We start from the raw sequence: 20,097 nt of genomic DNA, 5'->3' as shown, positions 1-20,097 counted from the left end.
TGCGCTTATGCTTCCTCGTCTTCGAACCAGTGGGCGCGGGCGGCCATGATGATCTCATTGCCCTGCTCTTCACTGAGGCCATATTCGGCCAGAATGCCGCCCTTGTCCTCGCTGCCTTCGTTGCGGCGGCGGCGCTGGTCGACGCGCTTCTTGGCGATCAGTTCGTCCGTGGCCAGATCGGCCAGGTCGTCCAGCGTCTTGATGCCCGCCTTGCCCAGCGTCACCAGCATCGCCTCTGTAAGGTGCGGCATGTCGGCCAGCGCATCCTCGACGCCCAGCGCCTGACGCTCCTCGCGGGCAGCGGCCTCGCGGCGGTCCAGCGCTTCCTGCGCGCGGCTTTGCAGTTCCTGCGCCAGTTCCTCGTCAAAGCCCTCGATCGCGGCCAGTTCGTCGATGCCGACATAGGCCACTTCCTCCAGCTCGCCAAAGCCCTCGGCCACGAGGAGCTGCGAGAGGGTTTCGTCGACGTCCAGTTCGTTCTGGAACAGTTCGGAACGGGCGACGAATTCCTTCTGGCGCTTCTCGGACGCGTCGGCCTCGGTCATGATGTCGATGGCCTTGCCGGTCAGCTGGCTGGCGAGACGGACATTCTGGCCGCGACGGCCGATGGCGAGCGAAAGCTGATCGTCGGGGACGACGACCTCGATGCGTTCCTCTTCCTCGTCGATGACGACGCGGGCGACCTGCGCGGGCTGAAGCGCGTTGACGACGAAGGTCGCGGTATCCTCCGACCAGGGGATGATGTCGATCTTCTCGCCCTGCATTTCCTGCACGACGGCCTGCACGCGGCTGCCCTTCATGCCGACGCAGGCGCCGACCGGGTCGATGCTCGAATCGCGGCTGATGACGCCGATCTTGGCGCGGCTGCCCGGATCGCGGGCGGCGGCCTTGATCTCGATCACCCCGTCGTAGATTTCGGGCACTTCCTGCGCGAACAGCTTCTTCATGAATTCGGGATGCGCGCGGCTGAGGAAAATCTGCGGCCCGCGGTTTTCGCGGCGGACGTTCAGGATCACCGAGCGGATGCGGTCGCCGACGCGGACGACTTCGCGGGGGATCTGCTGGTCGCGGCGGATGACGCCCTCGGCCCGGCCGAGATTGACGACGACATGGCCGAATTCGACGGACTTGACGACGCCGGTGATGATCTCACCCACGCGGTCCTTGAATTCCTCATGCTGGCGCTCGCGCTCTGCGTCGCGGACCTTCTGGAAGATCACCTGCTTGGCCGACTGGGCGTCGATGCGACCAAGGTCGATGGGCGGCAGCGGATCGACGATGAAGTCGCCCACGACCGCGTCCTTCTTCAGCTTGGTAGCCTGCTTCAGGTCGACCTGCTTGAAATAGTCGTCGACCTGCTCGACCACCTCCACGACTCTCCAGAGACGAAGGTCGCCGGTGTCCGGGTCCAGCTTGGCGCGGATGTCGTTCTCCGCGCCGTAACGGGCGCGGGCTGCGCGCTGGATCGCGTCTTCCATCGCCTCGATGACGATCGCCTTGTCGATCATCTTCTCGCTGGCGACGCTGTTCGCAATGGCGAGCAGCTCGGCCTTGTTGGCGGAAATGGCGTTGGCCATGGTCGTAAACCCTTATTCTTCGGTTTCGAACTCGTCCGCCCCATCGGAGGAGAGCGGCATGCTAGCAGAAATCAATGCGTCGGTCAGTATCAGCTTGGCGTCGCCCACCAATGCGAAGGGGATCACCACATCGCCCGCCTTCACGTCGGTGAAGAGAATGCCCTCCCCCTCTATCCCGTTCAGAACACCACGGAAGCTCTTGCGGCCCCCGACGGCTTCGGTGGCGGAAATCTTCGCCTCATGCCCGGCCCATTCGAGAAAATCGGTGAGGCGGGTCAGCGGACGGTCGATACCGGGCGAGCTGACTTCGAGGCGATAGGCCTCCTCGATCGGGTCGGCTTCGTCCAGCACGTCGGACAGGCGGCGGGAGATGGCGGCGCAATCCTCAATGACGAGCTGCTTCGTCTCCGGCCGCTCGGCCATGATCTGCAGCGTATACTCGTCACCCGAGCCGAACAGCTTGATGCGCACGAGGTCGAAGCCCAAGGCCTTCACCTCCGGTTCGATCAGGGCTGTCAGTTCGGCGATGTCCGCCATGGGGTCTCCAAAAGAACAAAATTGCAGCTTCCCGTCGCCGCAGGCGATCCGCCCGCGACCCCGACATGTTTGACGATGTAAGGAAGCAGGGGCGATATAGGCGGGATGCCGCAAAGCTGCAACATTATTTGTCGCGAGGCATTTGATAAGCCTTCTGTTAGCGTCATCAGCGCCGAAATTCAGCCCCGGAGGAGACGATATGCGCCATCTTGCCCTGACTGCCCTGCCGCTGGCCCTGATCGCCTGTTCGGCTGACAATGCCGTGGGGCAGAACAGCACCACCTCCGCGACGAAGCCGTTCAAGACCTCCGTGATCGCGGATTTCGATGCGCCCTGGGCCATGACCTTCATGCCCGACGGACGGATGCTGGTCACCGAAAAGGCGGGCGAGATGATCCTGTTCGATCCGAAGAACGGAACGAAAATTCCCGTCGCGGGCATTCCGCCGGTCGACAGCGAAGGTCAGGGCGCGCTGATGGACGTGGTGCTGGCGCCCGATTTCGCGCGGAACCGGTCGGTCTATTTCAGCTTTTCCGAGGCGGGTCAGGGCGGCAAGGGCGTGGCGCTCGCCACCGGCGCCTTCCACCAGGCGAGCGATGGGACGACGAAGCTGGACGGCGTGAAGGTGATCTTCCGCGCAAGCCAGTATGTGGATGGAAACGGCCATTATTCCGGGCGGATCGCCTTCTCGCCCGATGGCAGATATCTGTTCTTCACCAATGGCGAGCGACAGAAATTCGATCCCGCGCAGGATCCCAAGTCGACATTGGGCAAGGTGCTGCGGCTGAACCTGGACGGCACCCCGGCGGCGGGCAATCCGCTGGCGGCGAAAGGCTTTCATCCGGCGGTCTGGTCCTATGGCCATCGCAATCTGCTGGGGATCGCCTTCGACAAGGACGGGCGGCTGTGGGAACAGGAAATGGGGCCGAAGGGCGGCGATGAGGTGAACCTGATCAGGCCCGGCCTCAACTATGGCTATCCGCGGGTTTCCAATGGCAGCCATTATGACGGGCGGGACATTCCCGACCACAAGGCAGGCGATGGCTATGAGGCGCCCAAGCTCTGGTGGAACCCGGTCATCTCGCCGGCGGGGCTGGCCTATTATTCGGGCGACCTGTTCCCGCAATGGAAGGGGTCGCTGTTCATCGGCGGGCTGTCGAGCCAGGCGCTGATACGGGTGAAGCTGGACGGGGACAATGCGTCCAAGGCGGACCAATGGGACATGGGCGCGCGAATCCGGGAGGTGGAGCAAGGGCCGGATGGCGCGCTCTGGCTGCTGGAGGATGGCGGGCGGGGTTCTGAGGGGCGGTTGTTGAAGTTGACGCCTGCCCAGGGTTAGGGTGAAACGGGGCCATTCCGGCCCCGCTCCTCCTTTATACCAGCCGGCTCTGCTTCACCGCCGCTTCGATGAAGCTGGCAAAGAGCGGATGCGGGTCGAAGGGCTTGGACTTGAGTTCGGGGTGGAACTGCACACCGACAAACCAGTGATGATCGGGGCGTTCGACGATTTCCGGCAGCGTGCCGTCTGGCGACATGCCCGAGAAGATCAGGCCGCCCTTTTCCAGCGGCTCGCGATAGCCGGCATTGACCTCATAGCGATGGCGGTGCCGCTCGCTGATTTCGGTCGCGCCGTAAATGCCCGCCACCACGCTGTTGCCAGCGAGCCTGGCCGGATAGGCGCCAAGCCGCATGGTGCCGCCCAAGTCGGTTTCGGCGGTACGCTTCTGCAGGCCTTCCTTGCTCATCCATTCGGTGATGAGGCCGACCACCGGCTCGCTGGTTTCGCCGAACTCCGTGGTGGAGGCGTTCGCGATTCCCGCCGTGTTCCGCGCGCCTTCGATGCAGGCCATCTGCATGCCCAGGCAGATGCCGAAAAAGGGCACGTTGCGTTCGCGGGCGAATTTGACCGAGGCGATCTTCCCCTCCGACCCGCGCACGCCGAAGCCGCCGGGGACGAGGATGCCGTGCATCGGCTCCAGGCGAGCGGCGATGTCCGCGCCCTCTTCCTCGAACAGTTCGGCGTCGAGCCATTTGATGTTGACCTTGACCCGATTGGCGAGGCCGCCATGGGTCAGCGCTTCATATAGCGACTTGTAGGCATCGGGCAGGCCGACATATTTGCCGACGACGCCGATGGTGACTTCGCCCTCCAGATTCTGCTGCCGGTCCATGATGTCGTGCCAGCGGTCGAGCTTGGGCGCGGACGCGCCCTCCATGCCGAAGGCGCGCAGCACTTCGTCGTCCAGCCCCTCTGCATGATATTGCATCGGGACCGCGTAGATGCTGCTGGCGTCAAGCGCCGGGATCACCGCTTCGGGGCGGACATTGCAGAACAGGGCGATCTTGCGCCGCTCGCTTTCCGGCAGCGGATGTTCGCAGCGGCAGAGCAAGATGTCGGGCTGGATCCCCAGCGACGTCAGTTCGCGCACGCTGTGCTGGGTCGGCTTCGTCTTCAGTTCGCCCGCCGCCGCGATATAGGGGACCAGCGTCACATGGACGAAGATCGACCGGCCGCGGCCAAGGTCGTTATGGAGCTGGCGGATCGCCTCCATGAAGGGCAGCGATTCGATGTCGCCCACGGTGCCGCCAATCTCGCACAGCACGAAATCGAGATCATCGGATTCGGCCATGGCAAAGGCCTTGATCTCGTCCGTGACGTGCGGGATCACCTGGACCGTCGCGCCCAGATAGTCGCCGCGCCGTTCCCGCTGGATGATGGTCTGATAGACCCGGCCCTGCGTCACATTGTCCGACTGCCGCGCCGAAACGCCGGTGAAGCGCTCATAATGACCAAGGTCGAGGTCGGTTTCCGCCCCGTCGTCGGTCACATAGACCTCGCCATGCTGATACGGGCTCATCGTGCCCGGATCGACGTTGAGATAGGGATCGAATTTCCGAATGCGCACACGGAAACCTCGCGCCTGCAGCAGTGCTGCGAGCGAAGCGGCCATCAGGCCCTTGCCAAGCGAGGAGACCACGCCGCCGGTGATGAAAATATACCGCGCCATGGGGGGAGAGGCTTAGCCTTTTACAAACGAGTTGGGCAAGCGCGCGAATCATCGCGCGTGCGAAAAAAGCGAAATTGGGAGTGTCGCGCGCCTAGTTGGCGAGCGGGACAGCGCCGTTGGAAGCCTTGCCGCTCGCCGCGCCGGCGGCGCCCGCCAGCGGATCCTTGCCGGTCGCCGGGGCCGGCGCGGACGCCGGAGAAGATGTCGGAGCCTGGGGCGCCTGCTTCACCAGCGAGGTGTCGATGTCGCTCGGCCGGTGCTGAATGGAGGCGATCACCGCCAGCACGATCGACAGCGTCACGAAGATGCCGGCGAGAACCGTGGTCGAGCGAGTCAGGAAATCCGCCGCGCCGCGCGCCGACATGAACCCCGCCGGGCTGCCGCCGACGCCCAGGCCGCCGCCTTCCGACTTCTGCATCAGGATGACGGTGACAAGCAGGGCAGCGACAAGAGCCTGCACGACGAGAAGGAAGGTGAACATGAGACGAATATCTGTCCGGTAAAGGGAGCGTTGCCGCGCACATAGCGATGATAGGGCGCGGGGGCAACCGCCCCTGTCTTTCCCGCCCCCCTCCCACAGGCGGGAGGGGATTGTCATCCGTCGGCGGTCAGGCAGCAGCCGCGATCACCGGAGCGAATTTCGCCGCTGCAAGGCTCGCGCCGCCGATCAGGCCGCCATCGACGTCGGCCAGCGCCAGAAGCTCCGCCGCATTGTCGCCGTTCATCGATCCGCCATAGAGGATTCGCGTCGCGTCCGCCTGCGCGCCGATCCTGCCAGCAAGAGTGGCGCGCAGGGCCGCGTGCATCGCGGCGACCGCTTCCATGGTGGGGATTCGGCCCGTGCCGATGGCCCAGATCGGTTCATAGGCGATGGCCAGCCAGTCCGCCGCCGCTCCATCCGGCAGGGAGGCCAGCAATTGCGCCGCAACCACCGCCTCCGCATTGCCGGCGTCGCGCACGTCGAGGCTTTCGCCCACGCAGAGGATGACCTTCAGACCCGCGGCCCGCGCCGCCAGCGCCTTTGCCGCGATGTCGGCGTCGGTTTCGCCCTGGTCCTGTCGCCGTTCGCTATGGCCGACGATGGTCCAGCTTGCCCCTGCCTCCGCCAGCATGGCCGCGGACAGGCAGCCGGTATGCGCGCCGCTTTCCTTCATGTGGCAGTCCTGCGCGCCGATGAAGGCCCCACCCTTGACGCCGTCCGCCGCCGCGATCAGCGTCGCGGGCAGGCACAGCCCGACCTCCACCGCCGGATAGTCGCGCGCCAGGGCGCCGATCGCCTCCACCTCGCCCAGCTGGGCGCGCAGGCCGTTCATCTTCCAGTTACCGACAATCAGCTTCCGCCTGCTCATCGATCTTTCCCCTTATGGTTATTGCTGCACGGTCCCCCGCGGCGCAGCTCTCCAATCCGAACCGCCGGGTTGGCCGAGCCGATGAACGGCGTGCGGCCATTTGTCCAGCCTTGCAGCCCCAGCGCCCCTTGCCCGCGCGACGATCCGCCCTTAAAGCGGGCCGCCATCAAAGCCGCTTTTACGGACTTTCCTCCATGCTTTCAGTCTTTCGCCGTTTCATCCACTCCAAATTCGGCGCCTTTGCTGCGCTGATATTCCTGGGGATCATCGCGGCCGCCTTCATCATGGGGGACATTACGAGCGGCAAGTTCGGATCGTCCCTTGGAGGCGGCGAAACCGCCGCCAAGGCAGGCGGCGCGCGCCTGACCATGACCGAATTCCAGGACCGTGTGCAGCGCGTGTTCGAAAATGCGCGCCGGTCCAATCCGGGGTTGCAGATCGGCGATTTCCTGGCGCAGGGCGGCGCGGCGCAGGTCTATGACCAGCTTGTCGCGTCCCTGACGCTGAAGGAATATGCGAGCGACCAGAAGGTGCATATCTCCAAGCGGCTCGTCGACGCCCAGATCGCGCAGATTCCCGCCTTCCAGGACGCAGCGGGCAATTTCAGCCAGGAAAATTTCCGGCAATTGCTGCTGCGCGAGCGGATCACCGAGCAGGCGCTGCGCGATGACATCAGCCGCGAGATATTGGAGCGGCAGATGCTGGCGCCGCTGGGACTGGGCGTGAAGCTGACCGATTCCCTGGTGCTGCCCTATGCCTCGCTGCTGCTGGAGGCGCGTCAGGGCACCATCGCCCTTGTCCCCGCGACGGCGTTCATGGACATCGCGGAGCCGACCGACGCGCAACTCGGCGATTTCTACAAGAAGAATGCCGCGCGCTATACGATCCCGGAACAGCGCCGCATCCGCTATGCGGTGATCGACGCCGAACGCTTCGCCCAGGCGGCACAGCCCAGCGATGCGGAGATCGCGGGCTATTACAACCAGAACAAGACCGTCTATGCCGCGAAGGAAAGCCGCAGCTTCGAGCAGTTGATCCTGCCGACGCAGGCGGCGGCAAAGGCGATCGCGGAACAGGTGAAGGGCGGCAAGTCGCTCGCCGCAGCGGCGCAATCGGCCGGCCTTTCGGTCGCCGAACTGGCCGACCAGAGCCGCGAGAAGCTGGCCGCCGCAGCGTCCGCCTCCGTCGCCGATGCGGGCTTTGCCGCGAAGCAGGGCGATCTGATCGGGCCGCTGCGCGGGTCGCTGGGCTGGGTGCTGCTGCGGGTCACGGCGGTCAGGACGACCCCTGCCCGTGCCCTGGCCGCCGCGCGGGACGAGATCGTCACCACGCTACGCGCCCAGAATGAGAAGCGGCTGCTCAACGACTTCACCGGCAAGATCGAGGATCAGATCGCCAATGGCGGCAGCTTCGAGGAAGTGGTGAAGGACAATGGCCTGAAGCTGGAAACGACGCCGTTCCTCCTTTCCTCCGGCAAGCAGGTCGAGGATGCGGCCTATCAGGTGCCGGCCGACGTCAAGCCGCTGCTTGCCCCTGTCTTCGGCATGAGCCAGGACGATGACGCGCAACTGGTGCCGATCGCGGCGGACAAGCGCTATGCGCTGGTTGCGCCCGGCGACATACAGGCCCCTGCGCCGCCGCCGCTTGCCAAGGTCAAGCCGCTGGTGGCGATGCAGTACAAGCTCGCCCAGGGCAATGAAAAGGCCAAGGTGCTGGCCGAGCAGATCCGCGCCAAGGTCGCCAAGGGCATGACGCTGGACCAGGCGGTCGCCTCCGCCGGCATCGCCCTGCCCAAGCCGCAGATGGTGGGCGGGCGCCGTGCCGACATCATGCGCGACGGCCAGCGTCCCCCCGCGGAAGTGGCCATGCTGTTCACCATGGCGACCAACAGCGTGAAGACGCTGCCGGCCGGGCAGGATCGCGGCTATTTCGTCGTGCAGTTGAACGGCATCAAGCGCGGCGATGCGGGCACGGACAAGGCGCTGGTCAATCAGGTTCGCGACCAGCTCAGCGAAGTGGTGGGCCAGGAATATGACCAGCAGTTCGAGCGCGCGGTCGAGAAGGAACTGGGCGTGAAGCGCAATGCCAATGCCGTCGCCTCCGTCCAGCGCGCCCTGGTCAGCGCCAATGGCAGCGGTCAGTAAGATGGGCGCAGGGGGACCGGCGGCAATGGACGGCATAGAAAGCGCACGCAGGGCACTGGCGGCGGGACAATCCGCGCTGGTGTGGCGGCGCCAGATTGCCGACACCGATACGCCGATCTCCGCCGCGCTCAAATTGTTCGAGGCCGATCGCGGCGACTTCCTGCTGGAATCGGTCGAAGGCGGGGCGGTGCGGGGCCGTCACAGCCTGATCGGCCTGGCCCCCGACCTCGTTTTCCGTGCGCAGGGTCATGCGGCGGAGATCAACCGGCAATGGGCGACCGATCGGGATGCCTTCGTGCCGGAAGAGGCCGATGCGCTCGACGCGCTGCGGGCGCTGGTCGCGGAATGCCGGGCGGAGCTTGACCCCGTCCTGCCCGCCGCCCTGGCCTGTCTGGTGGGCTATTTCGGCTATGAGACGGTCGGGCTGGTGGAGAAGTTGCCGCGTCCTCCCGAAAATTCGATCGCGCTGCCGGACATGCTGTTCGTGCGGCCGACCGTCATATTGGTGTTCGACCGGCTGGCCGACGCGCTGTTCCTGGTCGCGCCCGTTTGGAAGGGCAGTTTTGCCGATGCCGACCGCGCCGTCGAACAGGCGCTGGAACGGATCGACGCCGTCGCCGCGCGGCTGGCGGCTCCCCTGCCCGCACAGACCGCCCCGGCCGAAATCGCCGATGTCGCGGTGACGCCAATGCTGGAACCCGGGCGCTATGCCGCGATGGTCGAGAAGGCGAAGGACTATATCGTCGCGGGCGACATTTTCCAGGTGGTGCTGGCGCAGCGCTTCACCAGTCCCTTCACCCTGCCGCCCATCGCGCTTTACCGGGCCTTGCGACGGATCAATCCCTCGCCCTTCCTCTATTATCTCGACCTGCCCGGCTTCGCCCTGATCGGGTCGAGCCCGGAGATCCTGGTCCGGGCGCGTGACGGCGAGGTGACGATCAGGCCGATCGCCGGCACCCGTCCGCGCGGCCGCAATGCCGTCGAGGACGCGGCCAATCGCGAAAGCCTGCTGGCCGATCCCAAGGAACGGGCGGAACATCTGATGCTGCTGGACCTGGGCCGCAACGATGTGGGCCGGGTGGCGACGGCGGGCAGCGTGACGGTGACGGACAGCTACAGCGTCGAATTCTACAGCCATGTGATGCATATCGTGTCGAACGTGGTAGGACGGCTGGCACCCGGCAAGGACGCGCTGGATGCCCTGTTCGCGGGCTTTCCGGCCGGCACGGTGTCGGGTGCGCCCAAGGTGCGGGCCTGCGAGATCATCGCGGAACTGGAGCCGGAAACGCGGGGCGCCTATGCCGGCGGCGTCGGCTATTTCGGGCCGGACGGCAATATGGACAGCTGCATCGTCCTGCGCACGGCGGTCCTCAAGGACGGGGTGATGCACGTGCAGGCGGGCGCCGGCATCGTCGCGGATTCGACGCCGGAATATGAGCAGCGGGAATGCGAGGCGAAAAGCGGCGCACTGCTCGCGGCCGCGCGGGAAGCCGTGACGCTGGCCCGTGCTTCGGGATTTGGGCAATAAAAGTTGGATGGGCGACGGCGGGGAGCGAGTAGTCCGTCGCTGACATTCGCGGTTCCCTGAACCGGGCAGAGCTGGGGGACCAGAACCGGCTGCCGCCTGTAATTCGCTATCGCAACGACCGGATCAGACCCAGCCTTCCAGCACCTGATTGGGCGGTCGATGGCCATCGACCCAGCTGCGGATATTGGCGATCACCCGTGCTCCGGTGGCGTCGCGCCCTTCGATGGTGGCGGACCCCATGTGCGGCAGCAGCACGACGTTCGAAAGGTCCAGCAGGCGCGGATCAACAGCCGGCTCATGGGTGTAGACGTCCAGCCCCGCCCCCGCGATCCGTCCTTCCGCGAGCGCGCCGATCAGGGCGGATTCATCCGTGATCTCTGCCCGCGACGTATTGATCAGATAGGCATCGGGCCGCATCAGCGCGATCCGCCGGGCATCGATCATCGCCCGGCTGTCGGCATTGAGCGGACAATGTATCGACACGATGTCGCTTGCCGCCAGCAGGGAATCGACATCCTCGTGCCAATGGGCCTGCAATTCCTGCTCGACCTCGAAAGGCAGGCGATGGCGGTTGTGGTAGGCGATGGACAGGCCAAAGGCCGCCGCGCGGCGGGCGACGGCGCGGCCGATGCGGCCCATGCCGATGATGCCCAGCTTCTTGCCGCCGATGCGATGCCCCAGCATGCCCGAGGGGCTCCAGCCGGTCCACGCGCCGGATCGCACCAGCTTCTCCCCCTCCGCCAGGCGGCGCGGCACCGACAGGATCAGCGCCATCGTCATGTCCGCCGTATCCTCGGTCAGAACGCCGGGCGTGTTGGTGACGATGATCCCCTTCTTCCGCGCGGCATTGAGGTCGATATGGTCGACGCCGCTGCCGAAGCTGGCGATCAGTTGCAGCCGTTCAGGCGCCGCATCGATCAGCGCGGCGTCGATCTGGTCGGTGACCGCGGGGACCAGCACGTCGCATTGCGCCATGGCGCGGGTCAGCGCTGGCCGGTCCATCGGCACGTCGCCGATGTTGAAGACGGTGTCGAACAGTTCGGCCATGCGCGCCTCGACATTGGGAGGCAGGCGGCGCGTGACAATGACGCGCGGCGTGGCGGGGCGCGGTTTCTTGGCCATGTCTGGCCGCTATTCCCCGTGAGGACGATGGTCAAGCGCTTATCCATATGCGCAAGAGAGCGGTTGTCGCTGGCGGCCGCGAACGGCTATGGTCGGGCGGTCAGATGATGGGGACGATATGGGCATGAAGGGCTATCTGGGCGCGGGCATGGTCGCGGCGCTGTGCTGGGCGGGCGGAGCATGGGCCACGCCAGCGAAGCCGGTGCCCTATTGGGCTTCGCTGACGCAGGCGGAGGCACGCATGCGGGTCGGCCCCAGCCTCGATTACCCGTCAAACTGGGTCTATCGCCGCCGCGACCTGCCGGTGAAGGTGGTGCAGGTGCTGGGCCTGTGGCGCAAGGTCGAGGATTCGACCGGCACGCAGGGGTGGATGCATGTCCGCTTGCTGAGCGATACGCCGACCGCCATCGTCACCGCCGACATCGCGCCGATGCGCGATTCCCCCAGTGACGACGCCCGCGCCCTGTTCCGCGCGCAGAAGGGCGTGGTGGGGCGGCTTTCCTCCTGCGGCAAGGGCTGGTGCGCATTCGACGTCGGCGGCCAGAAGGGCTTCGTCCGCGCCAGCGACATATGGGGCGCGACGCAGTAGCGCGGCCTTATTCGCCCTCTTGATCGAAGCGGTCGGCATGCATCAGGCGCTTCGCCAGGGGCGCCAGCGCCATGACGGCCAGCCCCGCGCCCACCGACCACCAGCCGATCGTCCCGTAGACCGCCAGCACATCGCCGCGGGAGGCCGCACCGCCCTCCCCGCCCGTGGCGGCCGCGATCAGCCCGGCGGCATATTCGCCAAGAGCCATGGCCAGGAACCAGATGCCCATCATCAGGCCGATCATGCGCGAGGGCGCCAGTTTCGACATGGCGGACAGGCCGACCGGCGACAGGCAGAGTTCGCCCAGCGTGTGGCAAAGGTAGAGCAGGAAGATGAACAGCACCGGCGTGAGCGTGCCGGGCGCGCCGGCCCCCGTCACCAGGATGAGGAAACCGGCACCGACAAGGGTAAGCGCGATGCCGAACTTGGCCGGGGTGGAGGGTTCCCATCCCCGCTTCGCCAGCCATATCCACAAACCCGCCAGCACGGGTCCGAACATCAGGATATAGGCCGCGTTGACCGACTGGAACATCGATGCGGGAACATTGAAGCCCCATATGTTGCGATCCGTATAGCGGTCCGTGAACAGGCTGAGCGATGATCCGGTCTGTTCATAGAGACCCCAGAAAAGCGGGTTGATGACCAGCAGGAACAATGCCGCCAGCATCCGGTCGCGACCGATCCGCTCCATGCGGCCAAAGGCTTCCCACAGGATGTACAGCACGACCGCGGCGCTCGCCACGGCAAGCATCCAGCCGACGATCACATGGTTCTGGATCAGGGCCCAGCACAGCCCGATCGACGCCAGGCTGGAGAGATAGACCAGCCATTCGCGGCTGACGATGCCGCCGACCCGTTCCTTCAGATGATCGGGATCGCGGGGTTCCCCCCTTCCCTGCAACAGTGGCTTGCACAGCATGAAGCCGATGACGCCGGCGATCATGCCGACCGATGCCGCGCCGAAGCCCCAGTGCCAGCCCCATGTCTGGCCCAGATAGCCGCAGATGACGGGACCGATGGTCGCGCCGGCATTGATGCCCATGTAGAAGATCGTATAGGCCGGGTCGCGCCGCATGTCGTCGCGCGGATAAAGCTGTCCCACCAGCGCCGACGCGCTGGACTTCAGGAAACCCGTGCCGGTGATCACCGTCGCCAGGCCGAGCCAGAACAGGCCAAGGCCCATGGCGCCCGCATCGTCGCTTTCCATGCCCAGGATGAGGTGGCCGATGGCGATCACGACGCCGCCGAACAGAACCGCCTTGCGCTGGCCCAGATAGCGGTCGGCCAGATAGCCGCCCATCAGCGGGGATATGTAGATCAGCGACATATAGGCGCCATAGGCATGGCTGGCGTCGCGGTCGGAAAAGAGGAAATGCTGCGTCAGGTAGAAGATCAGCAGCGCGCGCATGCCGTAGAAGGAGAAACGTTCCCACATTTCCACGAAGAACAGCAGGAACAGCCCGCGGGGATGGCCGAGCCAGGTCTTGCCCTTACCCGGTGCGTCGGCATTTGAAACTGAGGTCGCCATCCGGCCCCTTATCCTATCCTGTTGCGGACGCGCGAAGGGCATCCCTGGTCGGCCCCAGCCTGCAGCATTTTCCGGGCGGATGGAATCATCTGCCGCCGGGAAAACACTGCAAAACAAACATCTGGAGCAGCCGAGCCGACAAGGCCGGACCGGCACCTGCTCTTCTAGAGCCCGAATTATTCATCTGTCAAAGAGCGGCCATGCCCTTGCGTCATCGTCTCCGCCGCTCCATTTGGGCCAGCATGTTCAATGATCGCAGCTCCCCCCTCTCGCTCCTGCAGACCCGTCGGTCCGGCAAGCCGCGCGACCTGATCGCGCCGGGACCGGACGAAGACCAGCTTCGCACGATATTGGAAGTCGCGCAGCGCACGCCCGATCACGGCAAGCTGGCGCCATGGCGCTTCGTCATCGTGCCGCTGGAAAGGCGTGACGCTCTGGCAGCGCTGCTCGAACGGGCCTATCGCGCCGAGAAGCCCGATGCCGGGCGGCTGGAGATAGAGGCCATGCACCAGTTCGCGCACCAGGCGCCGACACTGGTCGTCGCGCTTTCCGCGCCGGTGGAGGGCAGCAAGATCCCGCTGTGGGAACAGGAGCTTTCGGCGGGCGCCGCGATCATGAACCTGCTTCACGCGACCCATGCCCTGGGATTTGCGGGCGGCTGGCTGACCGGCTGGGCCAGCTATAATGAGGATGTGCGCGCGGCTTTCGCCAAGGGGCAGGAAAGGATTGCCGGCTTCATCTTCATCGGCACGCCGGGCCGGCCGCAGGACGAGCGGCCCCGGCCAGAATATGACAATATAGTTTCGGTCTGGGACAGATAGTTACAGGATTGACGGGGTATTAGGTAAGGCCATCGCTTGACGCGCACCGCTGTATTATGGCACTGATGCACCCATGGCCGACGATACAAAACCCGTCTATCTCCGCCTTCGGGAGATCATCGCCGCTTCGATACTGGACGGGGAATTTCGCGACGGAGACATGCTGCCGTCGGTGCGCGCGCTTGCCGCGCAGCAGGGCGCCAATCCGCTGACGGTGGCGAAGGCCTATCAATGCTTTCAGGACGATGGACTGATCGTGGTGAAGCGCGGCGTGGGCATGTTCGTTGCCGACGGCGCTACCCGGCGACTGCGGGAGGCCGAGCGCATGCGCTTCCTGGAAACCGTCTGGCCGCCCGTGGCGGAGCAGATCAGGCGACTGGGGATCAGCGCGGCCGATCTGGGGGTCGAGCGGGTCTAGGGATCGGCATTCTGTGCCGGGCAGGGGCGGAAGGCCGGGCCGGGTGGATGAATTCGGGATGTCGGCAAACGACCAGAAATCGCCGTCCGCAGACAGTTTTTGCTTTCCCGACATCCGTCGTTACCTCAAAACTGTGGACACCTTTGGGTCTACAGAATGGCGACGGTGTGGGATGACGATATTCATTTTGTTATTAGCAGCGTCTGCGTCGCCGCTGCCGCCAACTAACTCTCTGACCGAATATAAAAAGTGCTTAATAGGTAGCCGACAGGATGAGGCTCCACCTGGATCGCCGGTTGAAGCTATGGCAGCCGCGATAGTGAGGTGCGGGGCAAAGCGTGAAGCTGCAATTACACTTTTACATGCGGATGCACCAAAGGACGAAGAAGCGCGAAACAGGGCAGAATTAGAGCTTATCCAACAGGAAATGAGTTTGATCTGGACGCAGGCCCGGCAACGTTTGCCGATATCAGTTCATAGCGACAGATGGGGTTCTAACGGGCCCTGCCTATGAGGTCCGCTTTCAACGAATACCGACCAAAAGCCGACAGTCCGCAATCCACCCAGATCAGTCGGTCCGCACAGCGGGGAACGCCCTCAATTCTGCATCTGATATTGCTTCAGCAGGTCGTAGAGCGTCGGCCGGCTGATCCCCAGCATCTTTGCCGCGCCTGATATGTTGCCGTCCGTCCGGGCGATGGCGCGGCGGATCGCGCGGCGGTCCGCCATTTCGCGTGCCGCCTTCAGGTTCACCGCATCGCCGCCTTCGGCGCGATCTCCGTCGAGGTCGAGATCCGCGGCGGTGACGTGCTTGCCGTCCGCCATGATGACCGCGCGCTTCATGCGGTTTTCCAGCTCTCGCACATTGCCGGGCCAACCCCATGCGTCAAGCGCCGCCAGTGCATCCGGCGCAAGGCCCTTGACCTGCGGATTCATGTCCTTGGCGAAGCGGCGCAGGAAGTGTCGCGCCAGCAGCGCGGGGTCGCCCGGCCGCTCCCTGAGCGCGGGAATGCGCACAACGATCTCCGCCAGGCGGTAATAGAGATCCTCGCGGAAGGTACCCGCGACGATCATGGCGTCGACATCCTGATGCGTGGCGCAGACGATCCGCGTGTCGACCGCAATGGGCTGGCGTCCGCCGATCCGCTCGATCGCCCGCTCCTGCAGGAAGCGCAGCAATTTGACCTGCAAGGCGAGCGGTATGTCACCCACTTCGTCCAGGAAGAGGGTGCCTCCCTGCGCCTGCTCGATCTTCCCCGGCACGGTCTTGATCGCGCCGGTAAAGGCGCCCTTCTCATGGCCGAACAGCTCTGCCTCCAGCAAGGTTTCGGGGATCGCCGCGCAGTTGATCGCGACAAAGGCCCCTTCCCGGCGCGGGCTGGCATCATGCAGGCCCTGAGCCAGCAATTCCTTTCCGGTTCCACTTGCCCCCAGCAGCAGGACGGAAACGTCCGCAGCCGCCACCCGCTCTATGGTGCGCGCGACCTTCATCATTTCCGGCGCGGCGGTGATCAGCCGGCCCAGCACGCGCCCGCTTTCCGGCGCGGTTTCGGCCATCCGGGCATTTTCCCGCTCCAGCGCATGGACGTGGAAGGCACGGCGGACGATCAGCCCCAGCTCGTCAATATCGACCGGCTTCTGGTAAAAATCATAGGCGCCGCCGGAAATGGCCTGAAGCGCGCTTTCCCGCGCGCCATGGCCGGAAGCGACGATGACCTTGGTATCCGGCTTGATGCGCAGGATCTCCGCCAGGGTCGCGAACCCCTCGCTGGTGCCGTCGGGATCAGGCGGCAGGCCGAGGTCCAGCGTCACCACATCGGGCGCCTGCTCGCGCAGCATCTCGATCGCTTCCTCGCGGTCGCCGGCGATGAAGAGCTGATATTCCTCATAGGCCCAGCGCAATTGCCGCTGCAGGCCCGGATCATCCTCCACGATCAGCAATTTCGGTCGCGTGTCGCTCATCAGGCGGCCTTCCCCCTCATATCCTGTTGCGCCAAGGGCAGGCGCAGCGTGAACCGGCTTCCCACGCCGGGCTTGCTTTCCACATCGATGCTCCCGTCCATGGCCTGCGCAAGCGCCCGCGCCTCGAACGCGCCGATGCCAAAGCCCCCCGCCTTGTTGGAGGAGAAAGGCTTGAAAAGTTCGCGGCGAATGAATTCCGCGGTCATCCCCCGGCCCTGGTCGATCACCGCCAGCGAAGCGCCCTGGTCATCGGCGGACAACCGCAGTTCGACGGAACTTTGCGGCTCGCTGGCGTCGATCGCATTCTGAAGCAGGTGGGTGACGATCTGTTCGACCCGCGCAGGATCGGCCATTACGGGCGGCGCGTCTCCGGTCACGCTTATCTCATGCTGGCGCGAGCGGGTGCGCGCGACCTGTTCCGCCACATCGCGCAGCGCCATGGGACGGGGTTCCTCCGCACGCCCCTTGTTATGCTGCGACAGGCGGGCGAGCATATCGTTCATCTTGCCCACCGATTCCTTCAGCGTCAGCACCATGTCGGCCCGGAAATCCGGATTGTCGGCGTGCCGCTCCGCATTGCGGGTGAGCAGGGAAAGCTGGCTCACCAGATTCTTGACGTCATGCATGATGAAGGCAAAGCGGCGGTTGAACTCCTCGAAACGCTGGGCATCGTCCAGCGCCTGTTGCCCCTGCGCCTCGCTCAGATAGCTGGCCGCTTGCCGTCCGGCGGCGCGCAGCATGTCGAAATCCTCCCAGTCCAGGCGCCGGTCGATCGGCGGGCGGGCCAGCAGGATCGCGCCGATCAGCCGGCCGAAATGGATCAGCGGCACCAGCGCCCAGGCGCGGCGGTCGAGGCTCATCCAGCCCGGCGCGCTGATTTCCCCGGCACCCGAAGGCGGGCGGTCGATGTCGATGATCCAGCCGCTCTGTTCGATCAGGGCGGCGAGCGGCGCGGGCACGACCGATCCGTCAGGCCTCTCGCCCTGCCAGTTCCAGTGCGTTTCGAACGCCAGCGCGCCGTCATCCGCGCGCAGCATCAGCAGCGCTGCGGGAGAATCGGTGATGTCGGCCACTGCCTTCGCCACCCGTTCCCCCAATGGCAGGGCATTGTCGCCCGGACGGCCTATGGTGTCGCCAAAACGCATCCATTCGGTGCGATAGTCATAGCGGTGCTGGAAAAAATGCTTGGCCACCTGCACCTTCCAGAAGGCGCGCAGCCGGCGGGAGGGCAGCAGCACGAGCGCGCTGACGGCCAGGAAGAAGACGCAGCCGATCTCCACGACCCGCGCATAGGGGCCGGCGACCAGTTCCAGCAGCACCGCCGCAGCAGCCAGCACCACGACGTAGAGCGCGATCGCCGCGAGCGAAAGCGACTGGAAGGTCAGCGCGCGCGACAGTTGCAGCCGTCCGGCCATGTCGGCGCGCATGCCCGCCCCGATCACCGGCGCCAGCAGCGCCATCATCGCCCCGCGCAGGGCATAAAGGTCGCTCGCGCGATCGATGGCAAAGGTGGCGATGGCATAGAGATTGAGGTCATATGTCCACATCGCCGCCAGCGCGCCCAGCAGCAGCGCCACCCGTTCCTTTTCCCGCGCCGGCCAGCTGACATAGAGGTGATGGACCAGCATCAGCCCGCCGATGGCGGTCATCATGTGCAGCACCAGCGAGACGTGAAGAAGCGCGCGGTGCAGATCGCTCGATGTCGGCAATTGCCGCCAGATGAGATCGGTAAATGTCTGGAGCAGGATGATCCCCGCCACGGCGGCGTAGACCGAGCCGATCGCCAACAGGGGTTCGCCCCGCGCCGCGCCGTTCCGGCGCATCATCGCGAAGAGCAGCAGCAGCCAGGCAGCGTTGCGGATATTCTCGCCAATGCCGGTCAGCGGCTTTTCGACCCCGCCGAAGGAAACATAGAGCGACCAGCAGGAGGTCAGCAACAGCGCGGCCGCCAGCAGGCGCTGTTCGGCTGCGTCGTCCCGGCGGCGCAGGACGAAGATGCCGAGCGCCGCGAACAGCACGGCGGCCAGGGCATGACCCCAGTCCCCGATGAAGTGCAGCAGGCTGCTCACCGCGCCCCCTCTGGCCAGAGCACGACGCGCAGGGTCTGGATGAGGATCAGCAGATCAAGGAACGGCGTGTAGTTCTTGGCGTAATAAAGATCATATTCCAGCTTGTTGCGGGCATCCTCTATCGATGCGCCATAGGGATAGTTGATCTGCGCCCAGCCGGTGATGCCGGGCTTTACCATATGGCGTTCCGCATAATAGCGCAGATGCTGTTCCAGATCCTCGACGAACTGGCGGCGTTCGGGCCGCGGCCCGACGAAGCTCATCTCGCCCTTCAGCACGGTCCAGGTCTGGGGCAGTTCGTCGATGCGCAGCTTGCGCAGCCAATAGCCGAGGCGCGTGATGCGCGGATCATCCTTTTCCGCCCACACCGCCTGGCCGGACAGTTCGGCATCCTGCCGCATCGTGCGCAGCTTCACGATCCAGAATTCCTCGCCATAGAGGCCGATGCGCTGCTGGCGGTAAAAGGCAGGCCCCTTGCTGTCGAGCTTCACCAACAGCGCGGCCAGCAGAATCATGGGCCCGGTCAGCAGCAGCAGTATCGAGCTGGCGATCACGTCGAACAGCCGCTTGGCGATGCTGGACAGGCGGCGACCGGCGGAAAAGCCGTCGGAGAAGATCAGCCAGCTCGGATTCACGCTGTCCAGGTCGACGCGGCCGGTTTCCCGTTCCAGGAAGGTGGAGATCTCGTTCACATGGACGCCAGTGGTCTTGATGCGCAGCAGGTCGCCCAGCGGCAGGGCGTTGCGCCGTTCCTCCAGCGCCAGCACGACCTCGCTCGCTGCCAGGCGGACCACGAAATCGGCGAGATTGTAGATGGCGCTGCGGTTGATCGCCTCCGGGATCACCTGCACGCCATCGTTCATGGCGATATAGCCGACGACAAGAAAGCCCGATCCCTTGCGCTGCTCGATCTCGCGGATGCGGTCGGCGCGATTGCCCGCGCCCAGCACGACCAGACGGCGCTTGAACGCCTCGCCACCCAGCATCGAGCCCAGAAGAATGCGGATCCCCAGCAGCAGGGCAATGGAAAGCCCCATGGCATAGAGCGAATTGGACCGCCACAGGGTGATGTCCGGCAGCAGGAAATGCATGACCGACAGGAACAGCACGCCCAGCGAAATCGCCACCAGCAGGCGCGCCAGCGCGTAGCGGATCGATTGCAGCGCCTCCGGCCCATAGACGCCGACCGCGATCATCGCGGTCTGGATGGCGATGCTGAAGCTGAGCAACGGCGCGATGCGAGTCGCGATATGATCGACGTCCATGCCGATCTGGCGCGCGCGCAGGATCCACCCGCCCTCGGCCGCCGCCATCAAGAGCATGAAGTCCAACAGGCCGAGCAGCAGAACAGCGTGCGGCACATAATGTTTGAACAATCTGATCATTCGTCGCGCGTTCCCGCTGCGCCCTGCGGGCAGGTGATGGCCGGATCATCTTACAGGCAC

At 65.1% G+C, this 20,097-nt stretch carries 16 protein-coding genes; 6 read left to right on the top strand and 10 right to left on the bottom strand.

The window, feature by feature from the left end:
• Positions 1-5 precede the first annotated feature (5 nt).
• Positions 6-1,577 (bottom strand): transcription termination factor NusA, encoded by a 1,572-nt coding sequence (nusA, locus tag ACN9MX_RS02770; RefSeq protein ID WP_363735168.1) that lies wholly within the window; start codon positions 1,575-1,577, stop codon positions 6-8.
• Positions 1,578-1,589: 12 nt separating this feature from the next.
• A complete protein-coding gene (rimP, locus tag ACN9MX_RS02765) occupies positions 1,590-2,114 on the bottom strand; it encodes a ribosome maturation protein RimP (RefSeq protein WP_133651788.1) in 525 nt (174 codons plus the stop codon).
• Between the two features lie 199 nt (positions 2,115-2,313).
• Here rimP and ACN9MX_RS02760 point away from each other — a divergent pair, with 199 nt between their 5' ends.
• On the top strand, positions 2,314-3,453 hold the full coding sequence (locus tag ACN9MX_RS02760; protein ID WP_363825339.1) for a PQQ-dependent sugar dehydrogenase: 1,140 nt from the start codon (positions 2,314-2,316) through the stop codon (positions 3,451-3,453).
• 34 nt (positions 3,454-3,487) lie between these two features.
• Here ACN9MX_RS02760 and ACN9MX_RS02755 read toward each other — a convergent pair whose 3' ends face one another.
• The 3 genes from ACN9MX_RS02755 to tpiA all read right to left on the bottom strand — a co-directional run bounded on the left by ACN9MX_RS02755 (position 3,488) and on the right by tpiA (position 6,471).
• Positions 3,488-5,122, bottom strand: coding sequence for a CTP synthase (locus tag ACN9MX_RS02755; RefSeq protein WP_363735170.1), 1,635 nt, complete (start codon positions 5,120-5,122; stop codon positions 3,488-3,490).
• A 91-nt stretch (positions 5,123-5,213) separates the two neighbouring features.
• Entirely contained in the window at positions 5,214-5,603 is a 390-nt protein-coding gene (secG, locus tag ACN9MX_RS02750) for a preprotein translocase subunit SecG (RefSeq protein ID WP_363735171.1), read from the bottom strand.
• Positions 5,604-5,730: 127 nt separating this feature from the next.
• Positions 5,731-6,471 (bottom strand): triose-phosphate isomerase, encoded by a 741-nt coding sequence (gene tpiA / locus ACN9MX_RS02745; RefSeq protein ID WP_363825336.1) that lies wholly within the window; start codon positions 6,469-6,471, stop codon positions 5,731-5,733.
• Positions 6,472-6,665: 194 nt separating this feature from the next.
• Between tpiA and ACN9MX_RS02740 the strand changes: the two genes are divergently transcribed.
• A complete protein-coding gene (locus ACN9MX_RS02740; protein ID WP_363825333.1) occupies positions 6,666-8,615 on the top strand; it encodes a peptidylprolyl isomerase in 1,950 nt (649 codons plus the stop codon).
• Between the two features lie 25 nt (positions 8,616-8,640).
• Positions 8,641-10,143: an anthranilate synthase component I gene (trpE, locus tag ACN9MX_RS02735; protein ID WP_363735400.1), complete on the top strand. Its 1,503-nt coding sequence runs from the start codon at positions 8,641-8,643 to the stop codon at positions 10,141-10,143.
• A 123-nt stretch (positions 10,144-10,266) separates the two neighbouring features.
• Here trpE and ACN9MX_RS02730 read toward each other — a convergent pair whose 3' ends face one another.
• A complete protein-coding gene (locus tag ACN9MX_RS02730) occupies positions 10,267-11,265 on the bottom strand; it encodes a 2-hydroxyacid dehydrogenase (RefSeq protein WP_363735174.1) in 999 nt (332 codons plus the stop codon).
• 118 nt (positions 11,266-11,383) lie between these two features.
• On the opposite strand from ACN9MX_RS02730, the gene ACN9MX_RS02725 reads away from it, so the two are divergent.
• Positions 11,384-11,854, top strand: a complete 471-nt coding sequence (locus ACN9MX_RS02725) for an SH3 domain-containing protein (protein ID WP_363753944.1) — start codon at positions 11,384-11,386, stop codon at positions 11,852-11,854.
• A 7-nt stretch (positions 11,855-11,861) separates the two neighbouring features.
• Here the strand turns inward: ACN9MX_RS02725 and ACN9MX_RS02720 are convergent, their stop codons facing one another.
• A complete protein-coding gene (locus ACN9MX_RS02720; protein WP_363825330.1) occupies positions 11,862-13,382 on the bottom strand; it encodes a peptide MFS transporter in 1,521 nt (506 codons plus the stop codon).
• Between the two features lie 242 nt (positions 13,383-13,624).
• Here ACN9MX_RS02720 and ACN9MX_RS02715 point away from each other — a divergent pair, with 242 nt between their 5' ends.
• On the top strand, positions 13,625-14,203 hold the full coding sequence (locus tag ACN9MX_RS02715) for a nitroreductase family protein (RefSeq protein WP_363735402.1): 579 nt from the start codon (positions 13,625-13,627) through the stop codon (positions 14,201-14,203).
• A gap of 73 nt (positions 14,204-14,276) precedes the next feature.
• Positions 14,277-14,621 (top strand): GntR family transcriptional regulator, encoded by a 345-nt coding sequence (locus ACN9MX_RS02710; protein WP_133651779.1) that lies wholly within the window; start codon positions 14,277-14,279, stop codon positions 14,619-14,621.
• A gap of 597 nt (positions 14,622-15,218) precedes the next feature.
• Here ACN9MX_RS02710 and prsR read toward each other — a convergent pair.
• The 3 genes from prsR to ACN9MX_RS02695 are packed head-to-tail and all read right to left on the bottom strand — an operon-like array spanning position 15,219 to position 20,037.
• Positions 15,219-16,583, bottom strand: coding sequence for a PEP-CTERM-box response regulator transcription factor (gene prsR, locus ACN9MX_RS02705; RefSeq protein ID WP_363753938.1), 1,365 nt, complete (start codon positions 16,581-16,583; stop codon positions 15,219-15,221).
• On the bottom strand, positions 16,583-18,652 hold the full coding sequence (gene prsK, locus ACN9MX_RS02700; RefSeq protein ID WP_363825327.1) for an XrtA/PEP-CTERM system histidine kinase PrsK: 2,070 nt from the start codon (positions 18,650-18,652) through the stop codon (positions 16,583-16,585). The genes prsR and prsK overlap by 1 nt, the downstream gene beginning before the upstream one ends.
• Positions 18,649-20,037, bottom strand: coding sequence for a TIGR03013 family XrtA/PEP-CTERM system glycosyltransferase (locus ACN9MX_RS02695; protein WP_363753933.1), 1,389 nt, complete (start codon positions 20,035-20,037; stop codon positions 18,649-18,651). Before ACN9MX_RS02695 ends, prsK begins: the two co-directional genes overlap by 4 nt.
• Positions 20,038-20,097 lie beyond the last annotated feature (60 nt).

It is taken from the genome of Sphingobium sp. R-21 (genome assembly GCF_049913335.1).
GTDB lineage: Bacteria > Pseudomonadota > Alphaproteobacteria > Sphingomonadales > Sphingomonadaceae > Sphingobium.
The sequence above is the reverse complement of the archived record's forward strand: the minus strand, read 5'-3'. Positions and strand labels throughout refer to the sequence as shown.